The sequence below is a fragment of the Halovibrio variabilis genome (assembly GCF_007991175.1).
GTDB lineage: Bacteria > Pseudomonadota > Gammaproteobacteria > Pseudomonadales > Halomonadaceae > Vreelandella > Vreelandella variabilis.
Genome location: NZ_BJXV01000013.1, coordinates 1 through 19110, shown reverse-complemented (window position 1 = coordinate 19110; position 19110 = coordinate 1). Strand labels below are relative to the sequence as shown.

At 53.8% G+C, this 19110-nt stretch carries 18 protein-coding genes; 13 read left to right on the top strand and 5 right to left on the bottom strand.

What is annotated here, in order from left to right; all coding sequences use genetic code 11:
• The first annotated feature begins 18 nt into the window (after positions 1 to 18).
• The 8 genes from HVA01_RS12270 (at position 19) to arsJ (ending at position 8949) form a co-directional block, all read left to right on the top strand.
• Positions 19 to 1206: a multidrug effflux MFS transporter gene (locus HVA01_RS12270; protein WP_146875704.1), complete on the top strand. Its 1188-nt coding sequence runs from the start codon at positions 19 to 21 to the stop codon at positions 1204 to 1206.
• Positions 1199 to 1930, top strand: a complete 732-nt coding sequence (locus HVA01_RS12265; protein WP_146875703.1) for a sulfite exporter TauE/SafE family protein — start codon at positions 1199 to 1201, stop codon at positions 1928 to 1930. Before HVA01_RS12270 ends, HVA01_RS12265 begins: the two co-directional genes overlap by 8 nt.
• Positions 1931 to 2081: 151 nt before the next feature.
• On the top strand, positions 2082 to 3095 hold the full coding sequence (locus HVA01_RS12260; RefSeq protein WP_146875702.1) for a substrate-binding domain-containing protein: 1014 nt from the start codon (positions 2082 to 2084) through the stop codon (positions 3093 to 3095).
• A 171-nt stretch (positions 3096 to 3266) separates the two neighbouring features.
• Positions 3267 to 4517, top strand: a complete 1251-nt coding sequence (gene pstC, locus HVA01_RS12255) for a phosphate ABC transporter permease subunit PstC (RefSeq protein WP_146875701.1) — start codon at positions 3267 to 3269, stop codon at positions 4515 to 4517.
• A gap of 16 nt (positions 4518 to 4533) precedes the next feature.
• Positions 4534 to 5700 (top strand): phosphate ABC transporter permease PstA, encoded by a 1167-nt coding sequence (gene pstA, locus HVA01_RS12250; RefSeq protein WP_146875700.1) that lies wholly within the window; start codon positions 4534 to 4536, stop codon positions 5698 to 5700.
• Between the two features lie 26 nt (positions 5701 to 5726).
• Positions 5727 to 6566 carry a phosphate ABC transporter ATP-binding protein PstB gene (gene pstB, locus HVA01_RS12245; protein ID WP_146875699.1) on the top strand — a complete coding sequence of 280 codons (840 nt, stop codon included), beginning with the start codon at positions 5727 to 5729 and terminating at the stop codon, positions 6564 to 6566.
• A gap of 135 nt (positions 6567 to 6701) precedes the next feature.
• Positions 6702 to 7733 carry an ArsJ-associated glyceraldehyde-3-phosphate dehydrogenase gene (locus tag HVA01_RS12240; RefSeq protein WP_146875698.1) on the top strand — a complete coding sequence of 344 codons (1032 nt, stop codon included), beginning with the start codon at positions 6702 to 6704 and terminating at the stop codon, positions 7731 to 7733.
• Positions 7711 to 8949 (top strand): organoarsenical effux MFS transporter ArsJ, encoded by a 1239-nt coding sequence (gene arsJ / locus HVA01_RS12235; protein ID WP_146875697.1) that lies wholly within the window; start codon positions 7711 to 7713, stop codon positions 8947 to 8949. The genes HVA01_RS12240 and arsJ overlap by 23 nt, the downstream gene beginning before the upstream one ends.
• Positions 8950 to 8964: 15 nt before the next feature.
• Here the strand turns inward: arsJ and HVA01_RS12230 are convergent, their stop codons facing one another.
• Genes HVA01_RS12230 through arsH form a run of 4 tightly spaced genes read right to left on the bottom strand, consistent with a single transcriptional unit; the run spans position 8965 to position 11797 of the window.
• A complete protein-coding gene (locus HVA01_RS12230) occupies positions 8965 to 9258 on the bottom strand; it encodes a CC/Se motif family (seleno)protein (RefSeq protein WP_146875696.1) in 294 nt (97 codons plus the stop codon).
• 44 nt (positions 9259 to 9302) lie between these two features.
• On the bottom strand, positions 9303 to 9971 hold the full coding sequence (locus HVA01_RS12225) for an NADPH-dependent FMN reductase (protein WP_146875695.1): 669 nt from the start codon (positions 9969 to 9971) through the stop codon (positions 9303 to 9305).
• Between the two features lie 15 nt (positions 9972 to 9986).
• A complete protein-coding gene (gene arsB, locus HVA01_RS12220) occupies positions 9987 to 11063 on the bottom strand; it encodes an ACR3 family arsenite efflux transporter (RefSeq protein WP_146875694.1) in 1077 nt (358 codons plus the stop codon).
• Between the two features lie 14 nt (positions 11064 to 11077).
• Positions 11078 to 11797, bottom strand: coding sequence for an arsenical resistance protein ArsH (arsH, locus tag HVA01_RS12215; protein WP_146875693.1), 720 nt, complete (start codon positions 11795 to 11797; stop codon positions 11078 to 11080).
• 166 nt (positions 11798 to 11963) lie between these two features.
• Between arsH and HVA01_RS12210 the strand changes: the two genes are divergently transcribed.
• Together HVA01_RS12210 and HVA01_RS12205 are read left to right on the top strand one after the other, a co-directional pair.
• Positions 11964 to 12377 carry an arsenate reductase ArsC gene (locus HVA01_RS12210; RefSeq protein WP_146875692.1) on the top strand — a complete coding sequence of 138 codons (414 nt, stop codon included), beginning with the start codon at positions 11964 to 11966 and terminating at the stop codon, positions 12375 to 12377.
• 24 nt (positions 12378 to 12401) lie between these two features.
• Entirely contained in the window at positions 12402 to 14102 is a 1701-nt protein-coding gene (locus HVA01_RS12205; protein WP_146875691.1) for a methyl-accepting chemotaxis protein, read from the top strand.
• 71 nt (positions 14103 to 14173) lie between these two features.
• Here HVA01_RS12205 and HVA01_RS12200 read toward each other — a convergent pair whose 3' ends face one another.
• Positions 14174 to 15361: an acetyl-CoA C-acyltransferase gene (locus HVA01_RS12200; protein WP_146875690.1), complete on the bottom strand. Its 1188-nt coding sequence runs from the start codon at positions 15359 to 15361 to the stop codon at positions 14174 to 14176.
• Between the two features lie 126 nt (positions 15362 to 15487).
• Between HVA01_RS12200 and HVA01_RS12195 the strand changes: the two genes are divergently transcribed.
• The 3 genes from HVA01_RS12195 to HVA01_RS12185 all read left to right on the top strand — a co-directional run bounded on the left by HVA01_RS12195 (position 15488) and on the right by HVA01_RS12185 (position 18892).
• A complete protein-coding gene (locus HVA01_RS12195; protein ID WP_146875689.1) occupies positions 15488 to 16057 on the top strand; it encodes a TetR/AcrR family transcriptional regulator in 570 nt (189 codons plus the stop codon).
• Positions 16058 to 16086: 29 nt separating this feature from the next.
• Positions 16087 to 16854 carry an SDR family NAD(P)-dependent oxidoreductase gene (locus tag HVA01_RS12190; RefSeq protein WP_146875793.1) on the top strand — a complete coding sequence of 256 codons (768 nt, stop codon included), beginning with the start codon at positions 16087 to 16089 and terminating at the stop codon, positions 16852 to 16854.
• Between the two features lie 232 nt (positions 16855 to 17086).
• Positions 17087 to 18892, top strand: a complete 1806-nt coding sequence (locus HVA01_RS12185) for an acyl-CoA dehydrogenase C-terminal domain-containing protein (RefSeq protein WP_146875688.1) — start codon at positions 17087 to 17089, stop codon at positions 18890 to 18892.
• Positions 18893 to 19110 lie beyond the last annotated feature (218 nt).

Sequence of the window (19110 nt, the reverse complement as noted above, 5' to 3'; positions counted from 1 at the left end):
CCTCTCCCAAGGAGCCCCATGGACCTTAATCCACGCCGGGTCGCATTGTTGGTCGCCGCCAACACGGCACTCGCGCCCTTTGCTATTGATGCCTATTTGCCTGCCATGGGTATTATTGCAGAGAGTATCGGTGCCAGTATTCATCGTACTGAACTCTCCATCAGCGTGTTTTTGTTTGGGTTTGCGCTGGGCCAGCTATGCTTTGGGCCGTTATCAGACCGTATGGGCAGAAAGCCAGTGCTGTTGGGCGGCCTCGTGGTTTTTATGCTTGCAAGTCTCGCCATCACCACGGTAGACAGTTTGCCCACGCTGCTCGCATGGCGGTTCTTGCAGGCGCTCGGGGGCGGCGCCTGTGTGGTTAACTCGGCGGCGATTGTGCGCGACTGCTTTAGCGGTCGGGAAGCCGCCAAAGTCATGTCCACCATGGCGATGATTATGATGCTTGCGCCGCTGGTGGCGCCCGCTGTGGGGAGCTTGCTGCTGCACATTGCCGGTTGGTGGCTGATTTTTGTGTTTTTGGCCGTCTACGCGGGCTTTTTACTCTGGCTGCTGGGAACGCGCCTGCCCGAAACCCGCGATATGTCGCTACCGGCGGCATCACCGCGGCAGGTGATACGCAACTACGCCAGCGTGCTTAAACATCGCGAAGGCATGGGCTATATTTGTGCGGTTGCGTCGTCGTTTGCCGGGCTATTTGCATTCGTGACCGCATCACCGTTCCTATATTTAGACTATTTTGGCTTGTCGCCAGGTACTTATCCGCTTGTATTTGGGGTCAACGTGCTGGTTATAGCGCTTTCCAATCGCGTCAATATTCACTTAATCCGCAAGCGTACCCCACAGCAAAACTTACGCCTGGGCCTGTCCATACAGCTTATCGCCGCGCTAAGTCTGGTATTGGTGACCGCGCTGAATATGGCGTCGCTATTCATCGTGGTGCCGTTGATTATGCTGTTTACCGGCATGATTGGCTTGATTACGCCCAACGCCATATCCTCGTTACTGGATCACTTTGGCCATATTAGCGCTACCGCAACGGCGCTGTTAGGTGGCATCCAGTTTAGCTGTGGCGCACTTGCCGGTGTGATGGTGGGGCTGTTTGAGGTTGAGCATCTCTGGCCCATGGTGCTCACCATGTTAGGCGCGGCACTGCTGGGCAATATTGGGGTGCGCATGCTGACCCAGGCACCCGCTAAGAATGGATAGCGTTTTAGCCTGGATCGACCTGCCATTGAGTACTTGGTTAGGCTGTTCCGCCGTGCTGATGCTGGGTGCTTTTGTGCAACGAGCCACGGGTTTCGGGCTGGCCGTGGTGGGCGCGCCGCTGCTCTTGATGCTTGAGCCACGATTAGTGCCGGTCGTGCTGGTGTTATTTGGCTTCACTGTCTCGCTGATGATGGTGCGTCACTACTGGCATGAAGTGCGCCTCGATGCTATTGGCATGGCACTAGTCGGTCGCCTACCCGGCAATGCGCTGGGCATCTGGCTGCTGCTGGCGGCGCCTATGGTGGTGTTAGAAAAGCTGATCGCGTTTATCGTCCTGTTTGCGGTGCTTGTCACCCTGTGTCGTTTTCAGCTACCGGTGAATCGGATCACGCTGTTTGGCGCAGGAATACTCTCCGGCATCTTCGGTACTGTGGCCGCCATTGGCGGCCCGCCCATCGTTTTATTGATGCACGGCTTGCCAACCGATCGAGTCCGCGGCAACTTAGCCGCCTTTTTCATCTTGACCTCAATGCTGACCTTGATCACGCTGGTCATCGCTGGCCAGGTTCAGCTATGGCATTTCCAGGTCGCGCTTACCCTGCTGCCCGCGGTATTAATTGGTAACGCCTTGGCAGATGCCGTTGCGCATCGCTTGGATAGGCGCCTGCTGCAAGGTGCCTCGCTGGCACTATGCACCCTAGCCGCGCTAGGTCTGTTGTGGTGAAAATCGCGGTGACAAGTGCGGTGAAAGGGGGACTCCACGCCCAGCAGAGAAAAAAAATGACTGCGTTGTTCGCTGTCATTAAGTTGTCATGGAATCCGTGCAATGTGTGTTCTGCGAAGGCTAGATCCCTACACGAACAGGAGTATTTCGCATGAACCGTATTCTAAAAACCACCGTTATCGCCGCTGCAGTCATGAGCGTTGCCGGTGTTGCTCAAGCCCGTGAACAAATCAACATTGTTGGTTCTAGTACTGTTTACCCATTCGCCAGCTTTGTGGCGGAAGAGTTTGGTGCAACGACTAACTACCCAACGCCTGTCATCGAATCAACGGGTTCGGGCGGTGGTATGCGCCTGTTCTGTAACGGTGTTGGCGAAGGCACGCCGGACATCACCAACGCTTCGCGCCGTATGAAGGTGTCTGAGTTCGAGCGTTGCCAAGAGAACGGCGTGACGGATATCACTGAAGTCTATATCGGCAGTGACGGTATCGCATTCGCCCAGTCCAACGAAAATGACCCAATGCCGGTCACGCTAGAGCAAATTTTCCTAGCGGTCGCCGCTCAAGTGCCGCAAAACGGTGATCTAGTCGACAACCCTTATACCAACTGGAACGAGATCGACTCATCGCTTCCAGACCGTGAAATCGTTATTGTAGGTCCGCCGACGACCTCTGGTACCCGTGATTCTTTCGAAGAGCTTGTAATGGAAGTCGCTTCTGAAGAGTTCGAAGAGTACGGCGGCGAAGAATACTCAGATGTGCGTACAGACGGTGGCTGGGTTGACGGCGGTGAGAACGATAACCTGATCGTTCAGCGTTTAACTCAAGATACCACTGCCTTTGGCGTCTTTGGTTATTCCTTCCTGGAAGAAAACGATAACGTGCTGATTGCCTCTACTATTAATGGTGTGGAACCCACGCCAGAGTCAATTGCCAACGATGAGTACCCGGTCGCACGTACCATGTTCTTCTACATCAAGAACCAGCACGCTGATGAAGTGCCGGTCATGTACGACTATGCCGAAATGTTCGTATCCGACATGATGATCGGTGAAAACGGGTTGTTGAAAGATATCGGCTTGATTGTCCCCACTGCCGATGCAGTTGAAGAGTCACAGCAAGCCGTGGCTGATCGTGCGGAACTGGCGCTGGAAGACTTAGAGTAAGCCTAGCTTCGTAATATAGCTTGAGAAGCCGGTAGCCATTGCTGCCGGCTTCTTGCTTTAAAGCATATTGTTTCAAACGCTAAAAGTTGTAGCGCTTGTCACATAGCTGTCATGTTCTTGCCTTAAGGTGGCTCGGCAAACGGATCCATTGGTTAACCTGAGATATCAACGATGCAGACCAACCAGCTATTTTTGATTTTTTGCAGCGTACTTTTGCTGCTGGGGCTAGCAGCCTTTTTTGCCGGGCGAAGCAAAGCCACGCGTGTACGTGCATCGGGAACATCGATGTATGCGCAGCCCGACCAATACGCATGGTTTGCGGTAGTGGCGACGGCCGGACCGGCCATCCTAGTGAGCGCACTCGGCGCCTTCGTCATGCTCGTGATGGGCAGCGAGATCCCTACCTTCCCCTTACTTTTAGCCAGCCTTGTGGTGGCAGTGGTGGGTCTTGGGATTGGTATGGTGCTGATTCGCTCTAATTTTCATGCGCGTCAGGCCATTGAGCGGGTCATCGTTTGGACCCTCGCGGGTGCTGCCACTATCTCGATTCTAACCACGCTTGGGATATTGATTTCGATCATTGGTGAAGCGCTCAACTTCTTTCAGATGCATAGTTTCTGGGATTTCATTACCGGTACCACCTGGGCGCCCGGTAATAGCTTTTTAGCGGCAGCAGGTCGTGGCGATGGCAGCGGCGCGCAGTTTGGTTCGGTACCGCTGTTTGCCGGTACCTTTATGATTACCGCTATTGCCATGTGCGTGGCCGTTCCGGTGGGCTTGCTGTCGGCCATTTATATGGGGGAGTATGCGCCGGCTAAAGTTCGTGCCGTTGCAAAGCCCATGTTGGAAATCTTGGCGGGTATTCCTACCGTGGTGTATGGCTTTTTTGCCGCGATTACTGTTGCTCCCTTTATCGTCGATGTTGCTGACTTCGTAGGTCTTGATGCCTCTTTTAATAACGCATTGGCACCCGGGATTGTGATGGGCATCATGATTATCCCGTTTATTTCCTCGCTTTCCGATGACGTTATTAATGCGGTACCCGACACCATGCGTCAGGGGTCCTTAGCGCTAGGAATGACCAAAGGCGAAACCATTCGTGATGTGGTCATTCCTGCCGCGCTTCCGGGGATTATTTCCGCTTCTTTGTTAGGTATGTCGCGTGCATTGGGCGAGACCATGATTGTGGTGATGGCCGCGGGTATGCGACCTAACCTAACCATGAACCCGCTGGAAGAGATGACCACCGTCACGGTTCGGATTGTGGCCGCCATGACGGGTGACCTGGAATTTGATAGTGCGGAAACGTTATCTGCCTTCGCGCTAGGCTTGGTGTTGTTTGTCGTGACCCTGTCTCTGAACCTTGTGTCAGTGATCATGATTCGCCGTTTCCGCGACAAATACCGCGTCAACAACCTGTAACGCTTGAGGTATATCTATGAGTGATTCATTTGACCAAATTAGTCAGCAGCTCAAGCGCAGGCATCGTAAATCCGCGCGGTTGAAGTATATTTCAATGGGTGCTCTTGGGTTGGCAGCCGCTTTTTTGCTGATATTTTTTGCCGACATGCTAAGTAAAGGCTTACCTGCCTTTCAGCAAGCGCAAGTTAACATTGAAATTAATTACACTGAAGAGGCCGCTACTAATGGTAGGGCGGCAGTCGATCCTGAAATAATGTCGGTTGTCAGCCGTAGCGTGGTACGTGTGATACCTCTGGAAATGAGAAATAACCCCGAGCTGTTGGGTACTACCCAAAATCGTTGGGTGCTTGCCGATGGGCCTGTTGATCAATATCTCAAGGGTAATCGGGTACGTTTAGACGATGAGGAAAAAGCGACCATTGATCAATTGGTTGAAAATGGCAAAGTTGATATGCGTTTTAATACCACGTTCTTTACCCGTGGCGACTCCAAAATGCCGGAGCTGGCTGGCATTATGTCTGCTGTGATGGGCACGGTCATGACCATGATCGTCACACTAGCCATTGCCTTCCCTATTGGTGTGATGACAGCGGTTTATCTTGAAGAGTTTGCACCTGATAACCGGCTTACCCAGCTAGTCGAGATCAATATTAATAATTTAGCGGCTATTCCTTCTATCTTGTTTGGCCTATTAGGTCTGGCGATTTTTATTAACTTTTTCGGAGTGCCGCGTTCAACACCGTTGGTCGGTGGTATGACGCTGGCCTTAATGACCCTGCCTGTCATTATTATCTCGACACGTACGGCGCTGCGCAGCGTACCGGAATCTATCCGTCATGCCGCTTTTGGGGTTGGGTGTTCACGTTGGCAGGTGGTGAAAGACCACGTACTGCCGCTGGCCATGCCGGGGATTATGACGGGTTCCATTATTGGTTTGGCCCAGGCCATGGGGGAAACGGCGCCCTTGATCATAGTGGGTATGGTGGCGTTTATTCCCGATATTAGTGCCTCGTTTACTGAAGCGGCAACGGTCATGCCAGCCCAGGTATTTACCTGGTCAGGTGAGCCGGATCGCGCCTTCGTAGAAAAAACCGCTGGCGGTATTTTGGTGTTACTTGCCGTATTGATTTCACTCAACGCTTCTGCCGTTTTACTACGTAAGAAATTTGAGCGTCGCTGGTAAGCCAGCCCGTTATAAAGGATACCGTTATGAATAGCCAAGCTCCCGAAGCTACCCCGCAGCATGCGCCTTCAGTGGGCCAGCCCTATACACGAAATGATGAGGCGAGCCACGACCTGAGTATCCGAGTTCGCGATCTGAACCTTTGGTACGGCAAAAACCAAGCGTTAACCGACATTAATATTGACCTTTTCCGGAAAAATGTGACGGCGCTGATTGGTCCTTCGGGGTGCGGTAAATCAACGTTTTTACGTTGTTTGAACCGTATGAACGACCTGATTCCCAGCGTTCGTACCGAAGGTCTGGTAGAAATGGATGGGCAGGACGTCAATGCACCCAAAATGGACGAAGTGGCGCTGCGCCGTCGCGTCGGCATGGTCTTCCAAAAGCCCAATCCATTCCCCAAGTCGATCTTTGAAAATGTCGCCTATGCGCCGCGTATGCACGATTTGGTCAGCCGCAAAGCCGATCAAGACGAGCTGGTGGAAAAGGCGCTGCGCAGCGCGGGGCTATGGAATGAGGTGAAAGATAAGCTGCAAGAGCCCGGCACCTCGTTATCCGGTGGCCAGCAGCAGCGGCTATGCATTGCCCGCGCTATTGCCGTGCAGCCCGATGTGATTTTGATGGATGAGCCAACCTCAGCACTCGACCCTATTTCAACCGCTACCATTGAAGATTTAATGGATAAGCTGAAGAAGGATTTCACCATTATTACCGTCACACACAACATGCAGCAGGCAGCGCGGGTAGCGGACTACACGGCGTTCTTCCACCTGGGGGAAATTATTGAGTACAACGACACCAAAGTAATGTTCTCAACCCCGGCTAAAAAGAAAACCGAAGACTATATCTCCGGTCGTTACGGTTAATTGTCAGCTGAGCGACAGGCCTGCCATTTCGACAGGCCTGTCTGTTAAGCATTTTTTTAAGCTAGCATATATGTAATATCATATATCTTGATATTATGCGCTAGTATTGATCATTATTCGCGGAGGGTAAGTACTGTGCCACTACGTATCGGTATCAATGGCTTAGGCCGTATTGGACGCCTGACGTTACGCAGTCTGTGGGGCGACGCTGCATCAGGTAATGTTGAGCTTGTCCGTATCAATGACCCCGGCGGCGATGCGGCAACCTTTGCCCACCTGCTGGAGTTTGACTCGGTGCACGGCCACTGGGCGCCGGGGCAGGGCATCTCAGCAACCGATAACGCTATCGTTATCGACAGCAAATCCATCGCCTTTAGCGCCAATAAAGCCATTGCCGATAGCGACTGGTCGAACTGTGATGTCGTCATTGAGTGCTCGGGGGTAATGAAAACCACCGCTCAGCTTCAGCCGTATCTTGATCAAGGCGTTGGCCGTGTGGTGGTGAGTGCACCGATGAAAGAAGATAGCGTGCTCAACGTGGTGGTGGGGGTGAACGACCATCTTTACGAACCTGCTCAGCACAGGATCGTGACGGCGGCTAGTTGCACCACCAACTGCCTGGCGCCGGTAGTCAAAGTCATTCAGGAAAAATTTGGTATCCGCCATGGTTCAATGACCACAGTGCATGACATCACCAATACCCAAACGATTCTCGACGCCCCGCACAAAGATTTGCGCCGCGCCCGTGCTTGCGGCATGAGCTTGATTCCCACGACGACCGGTTCGGCGAAAGCGATTACGGCCATTTTCCCTGAGTTAAAAGGCAAGCTGAATGGCCATGCGATTCGTGTGCCGCTGGCGAATGCATCCATTACCGATATGGTGTTTGAGCTTGAGCGCGAAGTCACCGTCGAGGAGGTCAATCAGGCGCTGAAAGCCGCCGCGGATGGCGAGCTTGCCGGTATTTTGGGCTATGAAGAGCGCCCGCTGGTGTCGATCGATTACCGCACCGATCCGCGCAGTTCGATTATTGATGCGCTCTCTACCATGGTGATCAACGGCACCCAGCTAAAACTCTATGCCTGGTATGACAACGAGTGGGGCTATGCCAACCGTACCGCTGAGCTGGCCCTGATGGTCGGCAATGAGCAGGTGGCTCGTGGCTGAATCAATGCTTGCACGGGTAAAGGCGCTACCTTTCGAGGTGCGCCAATACATGTTGATTACCGGCAATTACTGGGCGTTCACGGTCACCGATGGCGCGTTGCGTATGCTGGTGGTTATGCACTTTCACCAGTTGGGCTACTCGCCGTTAGAAATCGCCATGCTGTTTCTATTTTATGAAGCCTTTGGCGTGCTGACCAACCTGGTAGGCGGCTGGCTGGGCGCGCGGCTGGGGCTCAACCGTACTATGAACGTCGGTTTGGGGCTGCAGATTGCGGCGCTCGCTATGCTAATGGTGCCAGCGAGTATGCTAACGGTCGTTTGGGTGATGGCGGCTCAGGCGATTTCAGGGATAGCCAAAGACCTCAACAAAATGAGCGCTAAAAGCGCTGTTAAGGTGCTGGTACCCAAAGAGAGCGTTAATGCCAATAGCTCGCTTTATCGCTGGGTCGCCATGCTAACCGGCTCTAAAAACGCGCTGAAAGGGCTGGGCTTTTTTGTCGGCGGCGTGCTGCTAACCTTGATCGGCTTTCAAGCGGCGGTCTTTGTGATGGCCGTGATGTTGGGCGGGGTGTTGTCACTCTCACTTTGGCGACTAAAGGCGGACCTTGGTCGGCAAAAAGTGAAGCCCAAGTTTTCCGAAATCTTCTCGAAATCACGCGCGATTAACGTGCTCTCCGCGGCGCGTTTTTGCCTGTTTTCGGCGCGAGATGTGTGGTTTGTGGTCGCGCTACCCGTGTTTTTATACGACCAGCACGGCTGGACCCATTGGACCGTAGGCGGGCTGCTGGCGATATGGGTAATCGGCTACGGCGGGGTGCAAACCCAGGCGCCTAAGCTAACCCGGCTGATCAGAGGTGATGCCCGGGCATTGACCGCTGGCTGGGCGGCCTCACTGGCGGTACTGGCGATTTTGTTAGCGATGTTGCCGCTCGCCCAGGTGGGTTGGTTAGTGGTCGGGCTGCTCACCTTCGGGGTGCTGTTTGCGATTAACTCCAGCTGGCACAGCTATTTGATCGTGCATTATGCCCGCGCCGATGGCGTCTCCATGGACGTCGGCTTCTACTACATGGCCAATGCCATGGGGCGTTTAGTGGGCACGTTACTGTCGGGCTGGCTGTATATGGCCTATGGGCTGAGTGCCTGCCTGTGGGTATCGGCGGCCTTGGTGGCAGCCAGCGCTTTAATGGCCCTAGCGTTGCCTAGAACAACGACTTAAGCGATTCAATGGCGCTTAGCGTGCTGATAGCGCTGCGCCATCTACATAAAGGTGGCGCAGCTTCCAAAACCCTTCAACGTCAACGCGTAGCCCTTGACCAACAAGCGCTGGCGCAATGAACAGCGTTAAATCTTCATCACAATGGCGGTGATAAAGCGAAGGGTCTGCTGGCGAGGTTGCCTCGGCAACGGCGACATTGGCGAGTCCTCCACAGCAGCCGTGGCGGGGTGATAACCGCACGGTCATCACACCACCTTGTTGCTTGATAAACGCTTTTGCGCTGCTGGTTATATCAATTGCATCGCCCATTTTCTCTCTCGAATATAAGTTTTCGTGCGATGACAGTGGTTCTGCTATGAATCAGTCGAGCTAGGCGCGTTACGTTGAGAAGGTGTGGTTTTAAAAGCGGGCGATACGCGCGCTGGGTCTACTTGTTGTTTATAGCTCGCTGCGGCTTCTGCCCACCACATTAATTGGCCTAATGTACGGCCAAAGTAACGTTCCCATCGCTCTTGATCCTGGGCAAATTGGCCCTCCTCGTTAAGCGCTTCCTGTGCTTTGGGAAGATGAACCATGGCGGAAACAGGTAGGCAGCCAAGCTCCGATAGAAATGCGCGCATGGCAACAGCGGCACGTACGCCGCCCCATTGGCCCATCGAATAGGTCACGATGGCACTAGGCTTAAACGCAAACAGTGAAGCGCCAAAGTGGTTAAGCAGATGGCTAAGCGCTGGGCTCATGGAGTGGTTGTATTCAGGGCTGACCATCACATAGCCGTCAGCGTTGTTAATTTTGTCGGCAAGCGCTGCTAGGTCTTCCGGCGCATTGGCTTGTGCATAAGCAAAGTGTGGCTTAAACGGGTCGCTTAAGTTTAAAGAAAGCGGATCAATGATCTCGGCCGTGGTCTGCGGCAGCGATGCAAGTAAACGCTCGCAGGCCTTGGCTACCCGCTCGCCAAGCCGTGCAGGCGAGGGCGGCGTGCTGGTGCGGGTTGAACCTAGAAAGACTAAATAGTGAGCCATAGTGCTTACCCTCGATTAATGCGTTTTGGTCGGGAAGTGGTGGCGGGTTTTATTGGCAATTCTCACCAGCGCGAGCATTAGCGGCACTTCGACCAACACGCCCACCACCGTGGCCAGGGCGGCGCCCGACTGAAACCCAAACAGAGCAATCGCGGCGGCGACGGCTAGTTCAAAAAAGTTGCTCGCCCCAATCATTGCGCCGGGGGCGGCAACATTGTGCGGTAACTGCCACGCCTTGGCCCAGCCGTAGGCAATAAAGAAGATTAAAAACGTCTGAATAATCAGCGGTATCGCGATCAATACGATATGCAGCGGGTTATTAAGAATAACCTCGCCCTGGAAGGCAAACAGCAGCACCAGGGTAATGATCAAGCCAATCGGTGTAATCGGGCCAATGCGCTTCATAAACACATTGTCGTACCACTCGGCGCCGCGCTTTCTGATTAAGGTTTGGCGGGTGATATAGCCCGCTGCCAGGGGAATCACAATATACAGCACCACTGACAGGGCGACGGTGTCCCAAGGCACCTGGATATTGGAGATACCCAGTAGGAAAACCACGATGGGAGCGAAGGCAAACAGCATGATCAGGTCGTTGAGCGCCACTTGCACCAGGGTGTAGGCAGCATCACCGCGGGTTAAATAGCTCCATACAAACACCATGGCGGTGCACGGCGCGGCGCCGAGCAAAATGGTACCGGCCAGATACTGGCTGGCAAGCTCTGCGGGAATAAACGGGCGAAAGATCACCATCAGAAATAGCCAGGAGATGGCGAACATGGTGAAGGGTTTGACCAGCCAGTTAACGGAGGTAGTGATGATCAAACCTTTTGGCTGGCGACGCACGCCCAGCAACGAGGTGAAGTCAATTTGCGCCATCATGGGAAAAATCATTGCCCAGATGAGTACCGCCACCGGAATCGATACCTGCGCCACCTCAAAGCGGGAAAGCGTTTCCGGAACGGCAGGAAGCAGTTGCCCGAGTAATATGCCCGCTACGATAGCAAGGGCTACCCAAAGCGAAAGGAAGCGCTCGAATAACCCCATGCCTTCCGTCGTAGAAGGTGACGATGTGTCCTGCTGTGTGGTCATGTGAAACCTCCTTATTAGATAGCGCGTTGGTTAACCCGCTTGGAAACGTCTTCGGCACTTTCTTTGCGCTCTGAGTAGCGATCTGTGAGCAGGTCGCTGCGGTCACGCACTAGCAGGGTAAATTTCACCAGCTCTTCCATCACATCGACGATTCGGTCATAAAACGGCGAAGGTTTCATTCGGTCGTTATCGTCAAATTCCATAAAGGCTTTGGGCACGGAGGATTGATTGGGGATCGTCAGCATCCGCATCCAGCGGCCCAAAATGCGTAATTGATTGACCGTATTGAACGACTGTGAACCGCCGCACACCTGCATGACGGCCAGCGTTTTGCCTTGGGTCGGGCGTACACCGCCCAGTGCAAGGGGGATCCAATCTATCTGCACTTTCATGATGCCGGTCATGGCACCGTGGCGTTCCGGTGAGCACCACACCATGCCTTCGGCCCATTGGGCTAAGGTGCGCAGTTCGTCTACTTTCGGGTGGTCAGCCTCTTCAGCGTCGGGTAGCGGCAACCCCCTGGGGTCAAAGATTCGCGTTTCTGCGCCCATGGCGTTTAGCAAATAGGCGGCTTCCTCAACGGCTAAACGGCTGAACGAGCGTTCACGCAAAGAGCCGTATAGCAGCAAAATTTTGGGTGCGTGTTCAGCGCCTTGAGAGGTTCCAAACCGCTCACGGCTAGGCGGTTCAAAAAGTTCGGCGTGTATATTGGGCAGGGCATGTAATTGGCTCATCGTATAGCTACCTGGTTGCACTATCTTAGCGTGATATCCTTAGCTTGATACCGCCATGATATATGTTTTTTCATATATTTCTAGCGTCAACTATTGTTTGCAATATTGTCGTCATAAAACAGGCGTAGGGTAGTTCACCATCAACTACGTAAGAGGCTGTTTATTTATGTCGAAGCGCCGCGTGCTGTTTCTGTGCAACGCTAACTCTGCCCGTTCCTTGATGGGCGAAGCACTGCTTCGCCATATGGCAGGGGATCGCTTTGAGGCGTATAGCGCGGGTTCGGAGCCCGATGAGCCTCATGCACTAACGCTGGAAGCGCTAGCTAAGCAGGGGCTGCCCACCGAAGGCTTGCGCAGTAAATCGTTGGATGAGTATGAAAGTGAGGCCTTCGATTTTGTTATTGTGCTTTGCGACAAGGAGCAGCAAGCGTGTCGTCAATGGGAAGGCGAAGCGAAAGAAGTGTTTTTCTGGGACATTCGTGACCCGCGCCTGATCGGTAAATCAGATGCTTACCAGCAGGCGCTTCAGGAAATTCGTCGGCGTCTGCAACTCTGGCTGCCCCTCCACACAGCCGATTAATAATACTCAAAGGGGTAGGCCGAGATGAAATGGATCAATAACTTAAGCGTTAAAGCGAGTTGGACACTGGTACTGGTTGCCTTTAGTGGTTTGATCGTCGTGATAGGCGCTTTAGGGCTGTTCGCCAATCATTTTGGCCGTGATGCGTTTACGTCGCTGCACCAGCAGGATATGGCGCAAATTCGTGAGTTGGATGGTACTTATACCGAGCTGTTGCGGGCGCGTATTCAGATGAATCGTGCGGCAGAGTTAATTCGCACCCCTTCGTTTGATCGTCCTGAGCCGCTTATTGAAGAAGCACAGGTTTTGCTTGCATCGGCTAAACAGCATTTTGCTCAATTTGAGTCGGGTACGTTTGATCAAGGCCAGCAGGCGCTGGTTGATCAATTGGCGATAAACTTTCAATCGTTCGTTAACAATAATCTTAACCTTCAGATGATGATGCTGGAAGAGCGTGATGTGCCTGGTTTTCTCTCGGGTGAGTCGCGGGTGGATGATAGCAGTCAGCGCTTTATCGCCAGTGCCGAGGCATTTTTTGAAGCCTCAAACCAGCGGGGCAACAGGCTTTTAGCGCGCTTTGAGCAGGTCTCGTCGTTATTGTTTTGGGGGGTGATTGCGGTGCTTGTCGCTGCGCTATTGGTAGTGGCGGTCGTGGTGTGGGGAGTGCGTAAAAATGTGCTTCGCCCATTGCGGACAATCACCGGTCACTTTCAACGGATTGCCAAAGGTGATTTGTCTGCCCCGGTAACGGCCAACTCGACCAATGAGATTGGCCAGCTGTTTAGCGAATTAGCCAATATGCAGCAGTCGCTAACAACGACGGTTAACCGACTTAATGCCAGTAGCCAACAGGTGTACAGCAATAGTCAGGAGATGACTGAGCAGAATCAACTCTTGGCAGGCCAAACCGATACGCAGGTGTCGGCGTTGCAACAAATGGCCGCGAGCTTGGAACAGCTGACCGCGACGGTTCATCAAAATGCGGAAAGCGCCGCGCATGTTAGTCGGTCCACAGCGGATGTTTCCCACAAAGCGCAGCAGGGGGATCAGGTGATTGCGCAGCTAATCGCCACGATGGAGGCGATTAATGAGCGCTCTGATGAGATTCATAGCATCATCAAGATAATAGAAAGTATCGCTTTTCAAACCAATATTCTAGCGCTTAATGCGTCAGTCGAAGCGGCACGAGCCGGTGAGCATGGGCGTGGATTTGCGGTAGTGGCGAATGAAGTGCGTGCCCTGGCCACGCGCAGCGCCAGTGCGGCCAGCGACATTCGCGCTCGTATCGGCGCATCCCGTGAGAGTGTTCAGCAAGGTAGCGTTCTGTCGCAGCAGGCCGGAGAGCACACCCGAGGGATTATGCAGGCTGCCGACAATGTGGATACCTTAATGACCCAAATAGCGCAAGCTTCCGAAGAGCAGCGGCGAGGGATTGAAGAGGTCAATGCAGCCGTGGCACAAATCGATACAACAACCCAAGATACCATGCGCTTGGTAAATCTGGCTGCCCAAAGTGCCGAAGGGCTTTCCGAAGAGGCGTTGCAGATGCGTGAGTATGCCGGGCAATTTAGCGTTGTGGACGAAGCCGCAGAATCAGGTCAGCCACGCACTGACGGGCATCACGCTCAATCTCCCCAATGGGAGCAACTCAGCCAGGATGAAGCAGCGATAAAGAGCGCTAAGGAGCAGGGCGATCATATAGCCGCTTTGCTTGCCACCTCATAGCATGAATTGTTGGCTAAACGCCCTGACGCGGTAATAGCGTCAGGGCGTTTGAGCGTGGTAGACAGCGCTGATTAGTCAATTAGCTCGACGGCAACAGCGGTTGCTTCACCGCCGCCAATACACAGGCTGGCGATACCGCGTTTGCCTCCCTTGGTTCTCAGCGCATGAATAAGCGTGGCGATGATGCGTGAACCGGTGGAGCCCACCGGGTGGCCTTGGGCACAGGCGCCGCCAAAGACGTTGACCTTATCGTGGGGAAGACCCAAATCATCCATCGCCATTAGCGTGACCACGGCAAAGGCTTCGTTAATCTCAAACAGATCAACATCATTGACGCCCCAGTCGAGTTTCTTCATTAGCTTTTCGATGGCGCCCACCGGGGCAATCGTAAACTCGCTTGGATGACGCGAGTGCGTTGCGTGGCCCAGCATACGCGCTAACGGTTTAACGCCGTGCTGATCCGCCGCTTGCTGGCTGGCTAAGATGAGTGCCGAGGCGCCGTCGGAAATGGAGCTGGCATTGGCAGCGGTAATGGTACCGTCTTTGGCGAAGGCTGGGCGCAACTGGCGTATCTTGTCGAGTTTGGCCTGGAAGGGTTGCTCGTCGTGTTCAACGAGCGTTTCACCCTGCCGGGAAGTGACCATTACCGGCGCCATCTCGGCGGTTAAGTGCCCCGCGTTGGTAGCGGCCATGGCACGCTCAAGAGAGGTGATCGCAAAATCATCCAGCCGCTCGCGGGTATAGCCGCGCTGAGAGGCAACATCCTGAGCAAACACGCCCATCAACTTGCCGGTTTCAGCATCTTCCAAACCATCAAGGAACATGTGGTCTTTCAACTCACCGTGGCCTAGTCGGTACCCTTGGCGTGCTTGGGGAAGCACGTGTGGAGCATTGGACATTGACTCCATGCCCCCCGCCAGCAGCACATCGCCGCTGCCGGCTTTGATGATGTCGTGGGCAAGCATCGCGGCTTTCATGCCCGAACCGCACAGCTTGTTAATCGTGGTGGCGCCATTGGCATCAGGAATGCCCGCCTGGCGCATTGCCTGACGTGCGGGCCCCTGCTTAACGCCTGCGGGAAGTACGCAACCCAAAATACCTTCGGTGATTACCGCAGGGTCGATGCCGGCTTCTTCAATCGCCGCTTTGATGGCGACGGCGCTAAGCTGGGGAGCCGTCACGCTTGCAAGGCTGCCCATCATGCCGCCCATTGGGGTGCGTTTAGCGGCGAGAAAGACAATATCGGTGGCGCTGCTCATGGTGAATCTCCTTCAGCGTTATTGTGATTATCAGGTCAAGTCGTTGTTGATGCATTGACCCATTGGCGGTGCTGTGGTTTTCTCCTGAGTAACCAAGCAAGCGCTAGTGTGAATAACATGAATGTAATGAATGCATCCCCTCGTCGCAAGGAATTGACGCGTCTTGCCGCTCAGCTATTTGTCCAAGAGGGCTTTGATCGCACGACGGTGCGTATGCTGGCGCAGGAAATGGGCATTAAGTCCGGCAGCTTGTTTCATCATTTTAAAGATAAGCAGGAAATTCTCGCCGCGGTCATCGAAGAGGGCACTCAAAATGCGTTGACGATTGCCCGTAACGCCCTCAATGAATGTTCCGCTGAGCCTGAAGTACGCCTGCGCACTATGGCGCGAGCGCATCTTGAAACGCTGTTTACCGACCGCAATGCCCACGTGGTGGCGCTGTTCGAGTGGCGGCGACTTGACGATGTTGCGAGGGCACATTTAAGTCATTTACGCGATGCCTACGAGGCGCTGTGGGTGGCTGTTATCGACGACGCTTTGGAAGCCAGGTTAATCCACGGCGACCGTTTTCTGGTCTCGCGCTTTGTGCTGGGAGCACTGAACTGGACGGTTCGCTGGTACGACCCCAATGGGTCACGTTCTCCCGACGATCTTGCCGATGAATTTGTGGCGATGATAATGCCATCACCTGCTTGATCTAAATAATGACAACAGGAAATGCCGTGATGCAGTTAAAGGACAGTACATTTCTAATTACCGGTGCCGCCTCTGGGCTGGGAGCGGCAACGGCAGCGCGTTTAGTGGCCGCCGGTGCAAAAGTACTCTTGTGTGATTTAAACGACAGCGTAAATACCCACGCCCAGCAGTTAGGGGGCGGCGCTCAGGCGTGTCTAGCCGATATTACCTCTGCCGAGCAGATGCAACAGGCAGTGGACAAGGCGGTAGTGCTGGGGGGTGAGCGCGGCCTTAGCGGCGTCGTTCATTGCGCTGGTGTGGTCAGCGTGGCCAAGCTGGTAGATCGCGAAGGCAACCCGGCTGATTTAGAAGACTACGCAAAAACGATCAACATCAACTTGATTGGCACCTTCAATGTGATGCGCCTTGCGGCTGCCGCGATGGCTAAAAACGCGCCTAATGAGAGTGGCGAGCGCGGGGTGATTATTAATACCGCCTCTATTGCGGCTTTTGATGGGCAGGTGGGGCAGTGTGCTTATAGTGCCTCTAAAGCGGGTGTGGTTGGTATGAGTTTGCCCGCGGCGCGTGAGCTATCGCGTCATGCCATCCGTGTTATGGCTATTGCGCCGGGTGTGTTTGAAACACCGATGATGAGCGAGATTCCCGACGAGGCTGCTCAGGCGCTAGCGGCGGCGGTGCCCTTTCCCAAGCGGTTAGGTAAGCCTGATGAGTTCGCCCAATTAGCCGAGCAGATTATTACCAACCCGATGCTTAACGGCGAGGTCATTCGATTGGATGGCGGCATTCGCATGCAGTAAGTGCTGCCAACGCGTTAAAACACAATTCGTCGGCTGTTGGTTGGCGAGTTTTTTTGATAGATACCAATAGCTTACCAGTCGGACGACCAAAGTCGTAGGGCGTTTGTCAGTTAAATTCAAACGCTTGCTTGACTCTGTTGGACGCTCGCGCTAGTTTTCAAACGTATGTTTGAAAGCCTTTTGTCACAATATATTGACTGGCTTCCAAGCCCCTTATTTCAGGAGAAGTGCGATGCCCAGCTATCAAGCCCCTATTCGTGATATGCGTTTCGTGATGGACGAAATGCTTGATTACCCTGCTCACTACGCACGCCTTCCCGGTGGTGATGAGGCATCGCCTGATGTGGTTGGCGCTATTTTGGAGGAGGGCGCACGCTTCGCCCGCGACGTACTGTTGCCGATCAATCAAAGCGGCGATGAGGAAGGCTGTTTGCTAGAGGGGGGCGAAGTCAAAGCGCCTAACGGTTTTAAAGAGGCCTACCAGCAGTACGTAGAAGGCGGCTGGCCAAGTCTTGCCGCGGATCCGGAGCATGGTGGGCAAGGGTTACCGCCATCACTGGCGATGCTGCTTTCGGAAATGATCTGTGCGACGAATCTGGCGTGGGGCATGTACCCAGGGCTCTCCCATGGCGCAGCGGATGCGTTGCGTCATCACGGTACCGACGAGCAAAAAGCTACCTACCTCACCAAGTTAGTGGAAGGCGTGTGGACGGGCACAATGTGTTTGACCGAGCCTCACTGCGGCACTGACCTCGGCTTGATCAATACTCGCGCCGTGCCAGTAGACAATAACGCTTATGCTATTACCGGTTCCAAGATCTATATCTCAGCGGGTGAGCACAATTTAGCTGAGAACATTGTGCATTTGGTGCTAGCAAAACTGCCCGATGCGCCAAAAGGGTCTAAAGGCATTTCGCTCTTTGTCGTGCCGAAATTGCTGCCGGATGCGAGGGGCAACTCTGGCGAGCGCAATGCGGTCACCTGTGGTTCTCTTGAAAATAAGATGGGCATTCATGGTAACGCCACCTGCGTTATGAATTTTGATGGAGCGACAGGTTATTTGGTGGGCTCGCCCAATCAAGGCTTGGCGTGCATGTTTACGATGATGAACGCCGCGCGTTTGGGCGTCGGGGTTCAGGGTCTTGGCCTGACTGAGGCTAGCTTTCAAAACTCGCTGAGCTACGCACGCGATCGTCTACAAATGCGCAGCTTGTCGGGCAAGCAGGCGCCTGATAAGGCTGCTGACCCGATTATTGTCCACCCCGATGTACGCCGCATGCTGCTAACCCAAAAAGCGTTTGCTGAAGGCGGGCGTATGCTGGTGCTGTATACCGCTCAGATGCTGGATGTGGTGGAGCATGGCGAATCAGGTCAAGAGCGCGAGCGGGCTGATACGTTACTGGGCTTGCTAACACCCATTGTTAAAGCGTTCCTCACCGAAGTGGGTTTTGAAAGCACCAATGAGGGGGTGCAGGTTTACGGCGGCCATGGCTTTATTAAAGAGTGGGGCATGGAGCAGCTAGTGCGTGATGCACGCATTACACGTATATATGAAGGCACTAATGGTATTCAGGCGCTTGATCTGCTGGGTCGCAAGGTGCTGATGAGCCAAGGTGAATCGCTAAAAGTATTCACCAAGGAAATTCATCAGTTCTGTAAAGCCGAAGCCGAGAACCCGGCGCTCAAAGAATTTATTGAGCCTTTGGCCAAGCTGAACGCAGAGTGGGGCGAGCTGACCATGGGCGTGGGTATGAAGGCGATGCAGGACCGTGAAGAGGTCGGTGCTGCCAGCATGGATTACTTGATGTACTCCGGCTATGTAGCGCTTGCTTACCTATTTGCTCGGGCGGCGAAACAGGCATCCGCGTCTCTGGACGGTGACGATAAGGCGTTTTACGCGGCTAAGCTGAATACCGCTCGCTTTTATTATCAACGACTGCTGCCACGCACCAAAGCTCACGCGCAAATGATTCAGGCGGGCGCCGCCAGCTTAATGGCTATCTCCAGCGAAGACTTTGGCTTGGGTTTCGAAATTTGATCAGCCGTAACACGGCATCAAGCTGTAGCTAGCCGCTTTTAAACCAGGCACTCTCTGGTCAGGCGTTCTGATCGGTGGTTTGCGGCAGAAGGTTAACCTCCTGCCGCTTTTTTGTCTTTTACGCGACTAACTCTTGCCAACCCGCCAGTGAGATCGTATAGTACGCATCCGCTGCCGAGGACGCCTAGCGTTTTCAGCGGTGCATTTAAGTAAGGTCA

Excerpts from the sequence above, each read along its gene's own strand:
- HVA01_RS12270 (WP_146875704.1), top strand. The coding sequence starts at position 19 with ATGGACCTTAATCCACGCCGGGTCGCATTGTTGGTCGCCGCCAACACG.
- HVA01_RS12265 (WP_146875703.1), top strand. The coding sequence starts at position 1,199 with ATGGATAGCGTTTTAGCCTGGATCGACCTGCCATTGAGTACTTGGTTA.
- HVA01_RS12260 (WP_146875702.1), top strand. The coding sequence starts at position 2,082 with ATGAACCGTATTCTAAAAACCACCGTTATCGCCGCTGCAGTCATGAGC.
- pstC (WP_146875701.1), top strand. The coding sequence starts at position 3,267 with ATGCAGACCAACCAGCTATTTTTGATTTTTTGCAGCGTACTTTTGCTG.
- pstA (WP_146875700.1), top strand. The coding sequence starts at position 4,534 with ATGAGTGATTCATTTGACCAAATTAGTCAGCAGCTCAAGCGCAGGCAT.
- pstB (WP_146875699.1), top strand. The coding sequence starts at position 5,727 with ATGAATAGCCAAGCTCCCGAAGCTACCCCGCAGCATGCGCCTTCAGTG.
- arsJ (WP_146875697.1), top strand. The coding sequence starts at position 7,711 with ATGAGCAGGTGGCTCGTGGCTGAATCAATGCTTGCACGGGTAAAGGCG.
- HVA01_RS12230 (WP_146875696.1), bottom strand. The coding sequence starts at position 9,258 with ATGGGCGATGCAATTGATATAACCAGCAGCGCAAAAGCGTTTATCAAG.
- HVA01_RS12225 (WP_146875695.1), bottom strand. The coding sequence starts at position 9,971 with ATGGCTCACTATTTAGTCTTTCTAGGTTCAACCCGCACCAGCACGCCG.
- arsB (WP_146875694.1), bottom strand. The coding sequence starts at position 11,063 with ATGACCACACAGCAGGACACATCGTCACCTTCTACGACGGAAGGCATG.
- arsH (WP_146875693.1), bottom strand. The coding sequence starts at position 11,797 with ATGAGCCAATTACATGCCCTGCCCAATATACACGCCGAACTTTTTGAA.
- HVA01_RS12210 (WP_146875692.1), top strand. The coding sequence starts at position 11,964 with ATGTCGAAGCGCCGCGTGCTGTTTCTGTGCAACGCTAACTCTGCCCGT.
- HVA01_RS12205 (WP_146875691.1), top strand. The coding sequence starts at position 12,402 with ATGAAATGGATCAATAACTTAAGCGTTAAAGCGAGTTGGACACTGGTA.
- HVA01_RS12200 (WP_146875690.1), bottom strand. The coding sequence starts at position 15,361 with ATGAGCAGCGCCACCGATATTGTCTTTCTCGCCGCTAAACGCACCCCA.
- HVA01_RS12195 (WP_146875689.1), top strand. The coding sequence starts at position 15,488 with ATGAATGCATCCCCTCGTCGCAAGGAATTGACGCGTCTTGCCGCTCAG.
- HVA01_RS12190 (WP_146875793.1), top strand. The coding sequence starts at position 16,087 with ATGCAGTTAAAGGACAGTACATTTCTAATTACCGGTGCCGCCTCTGGG.
- HVA01_RS12185 (WP_146875688.1), top strand. The coding sequence starts at position 17,087 with ATGCCCAGCTATCAAGCCCCTATTCGTGATATGCGTTTCGTGATGGAC.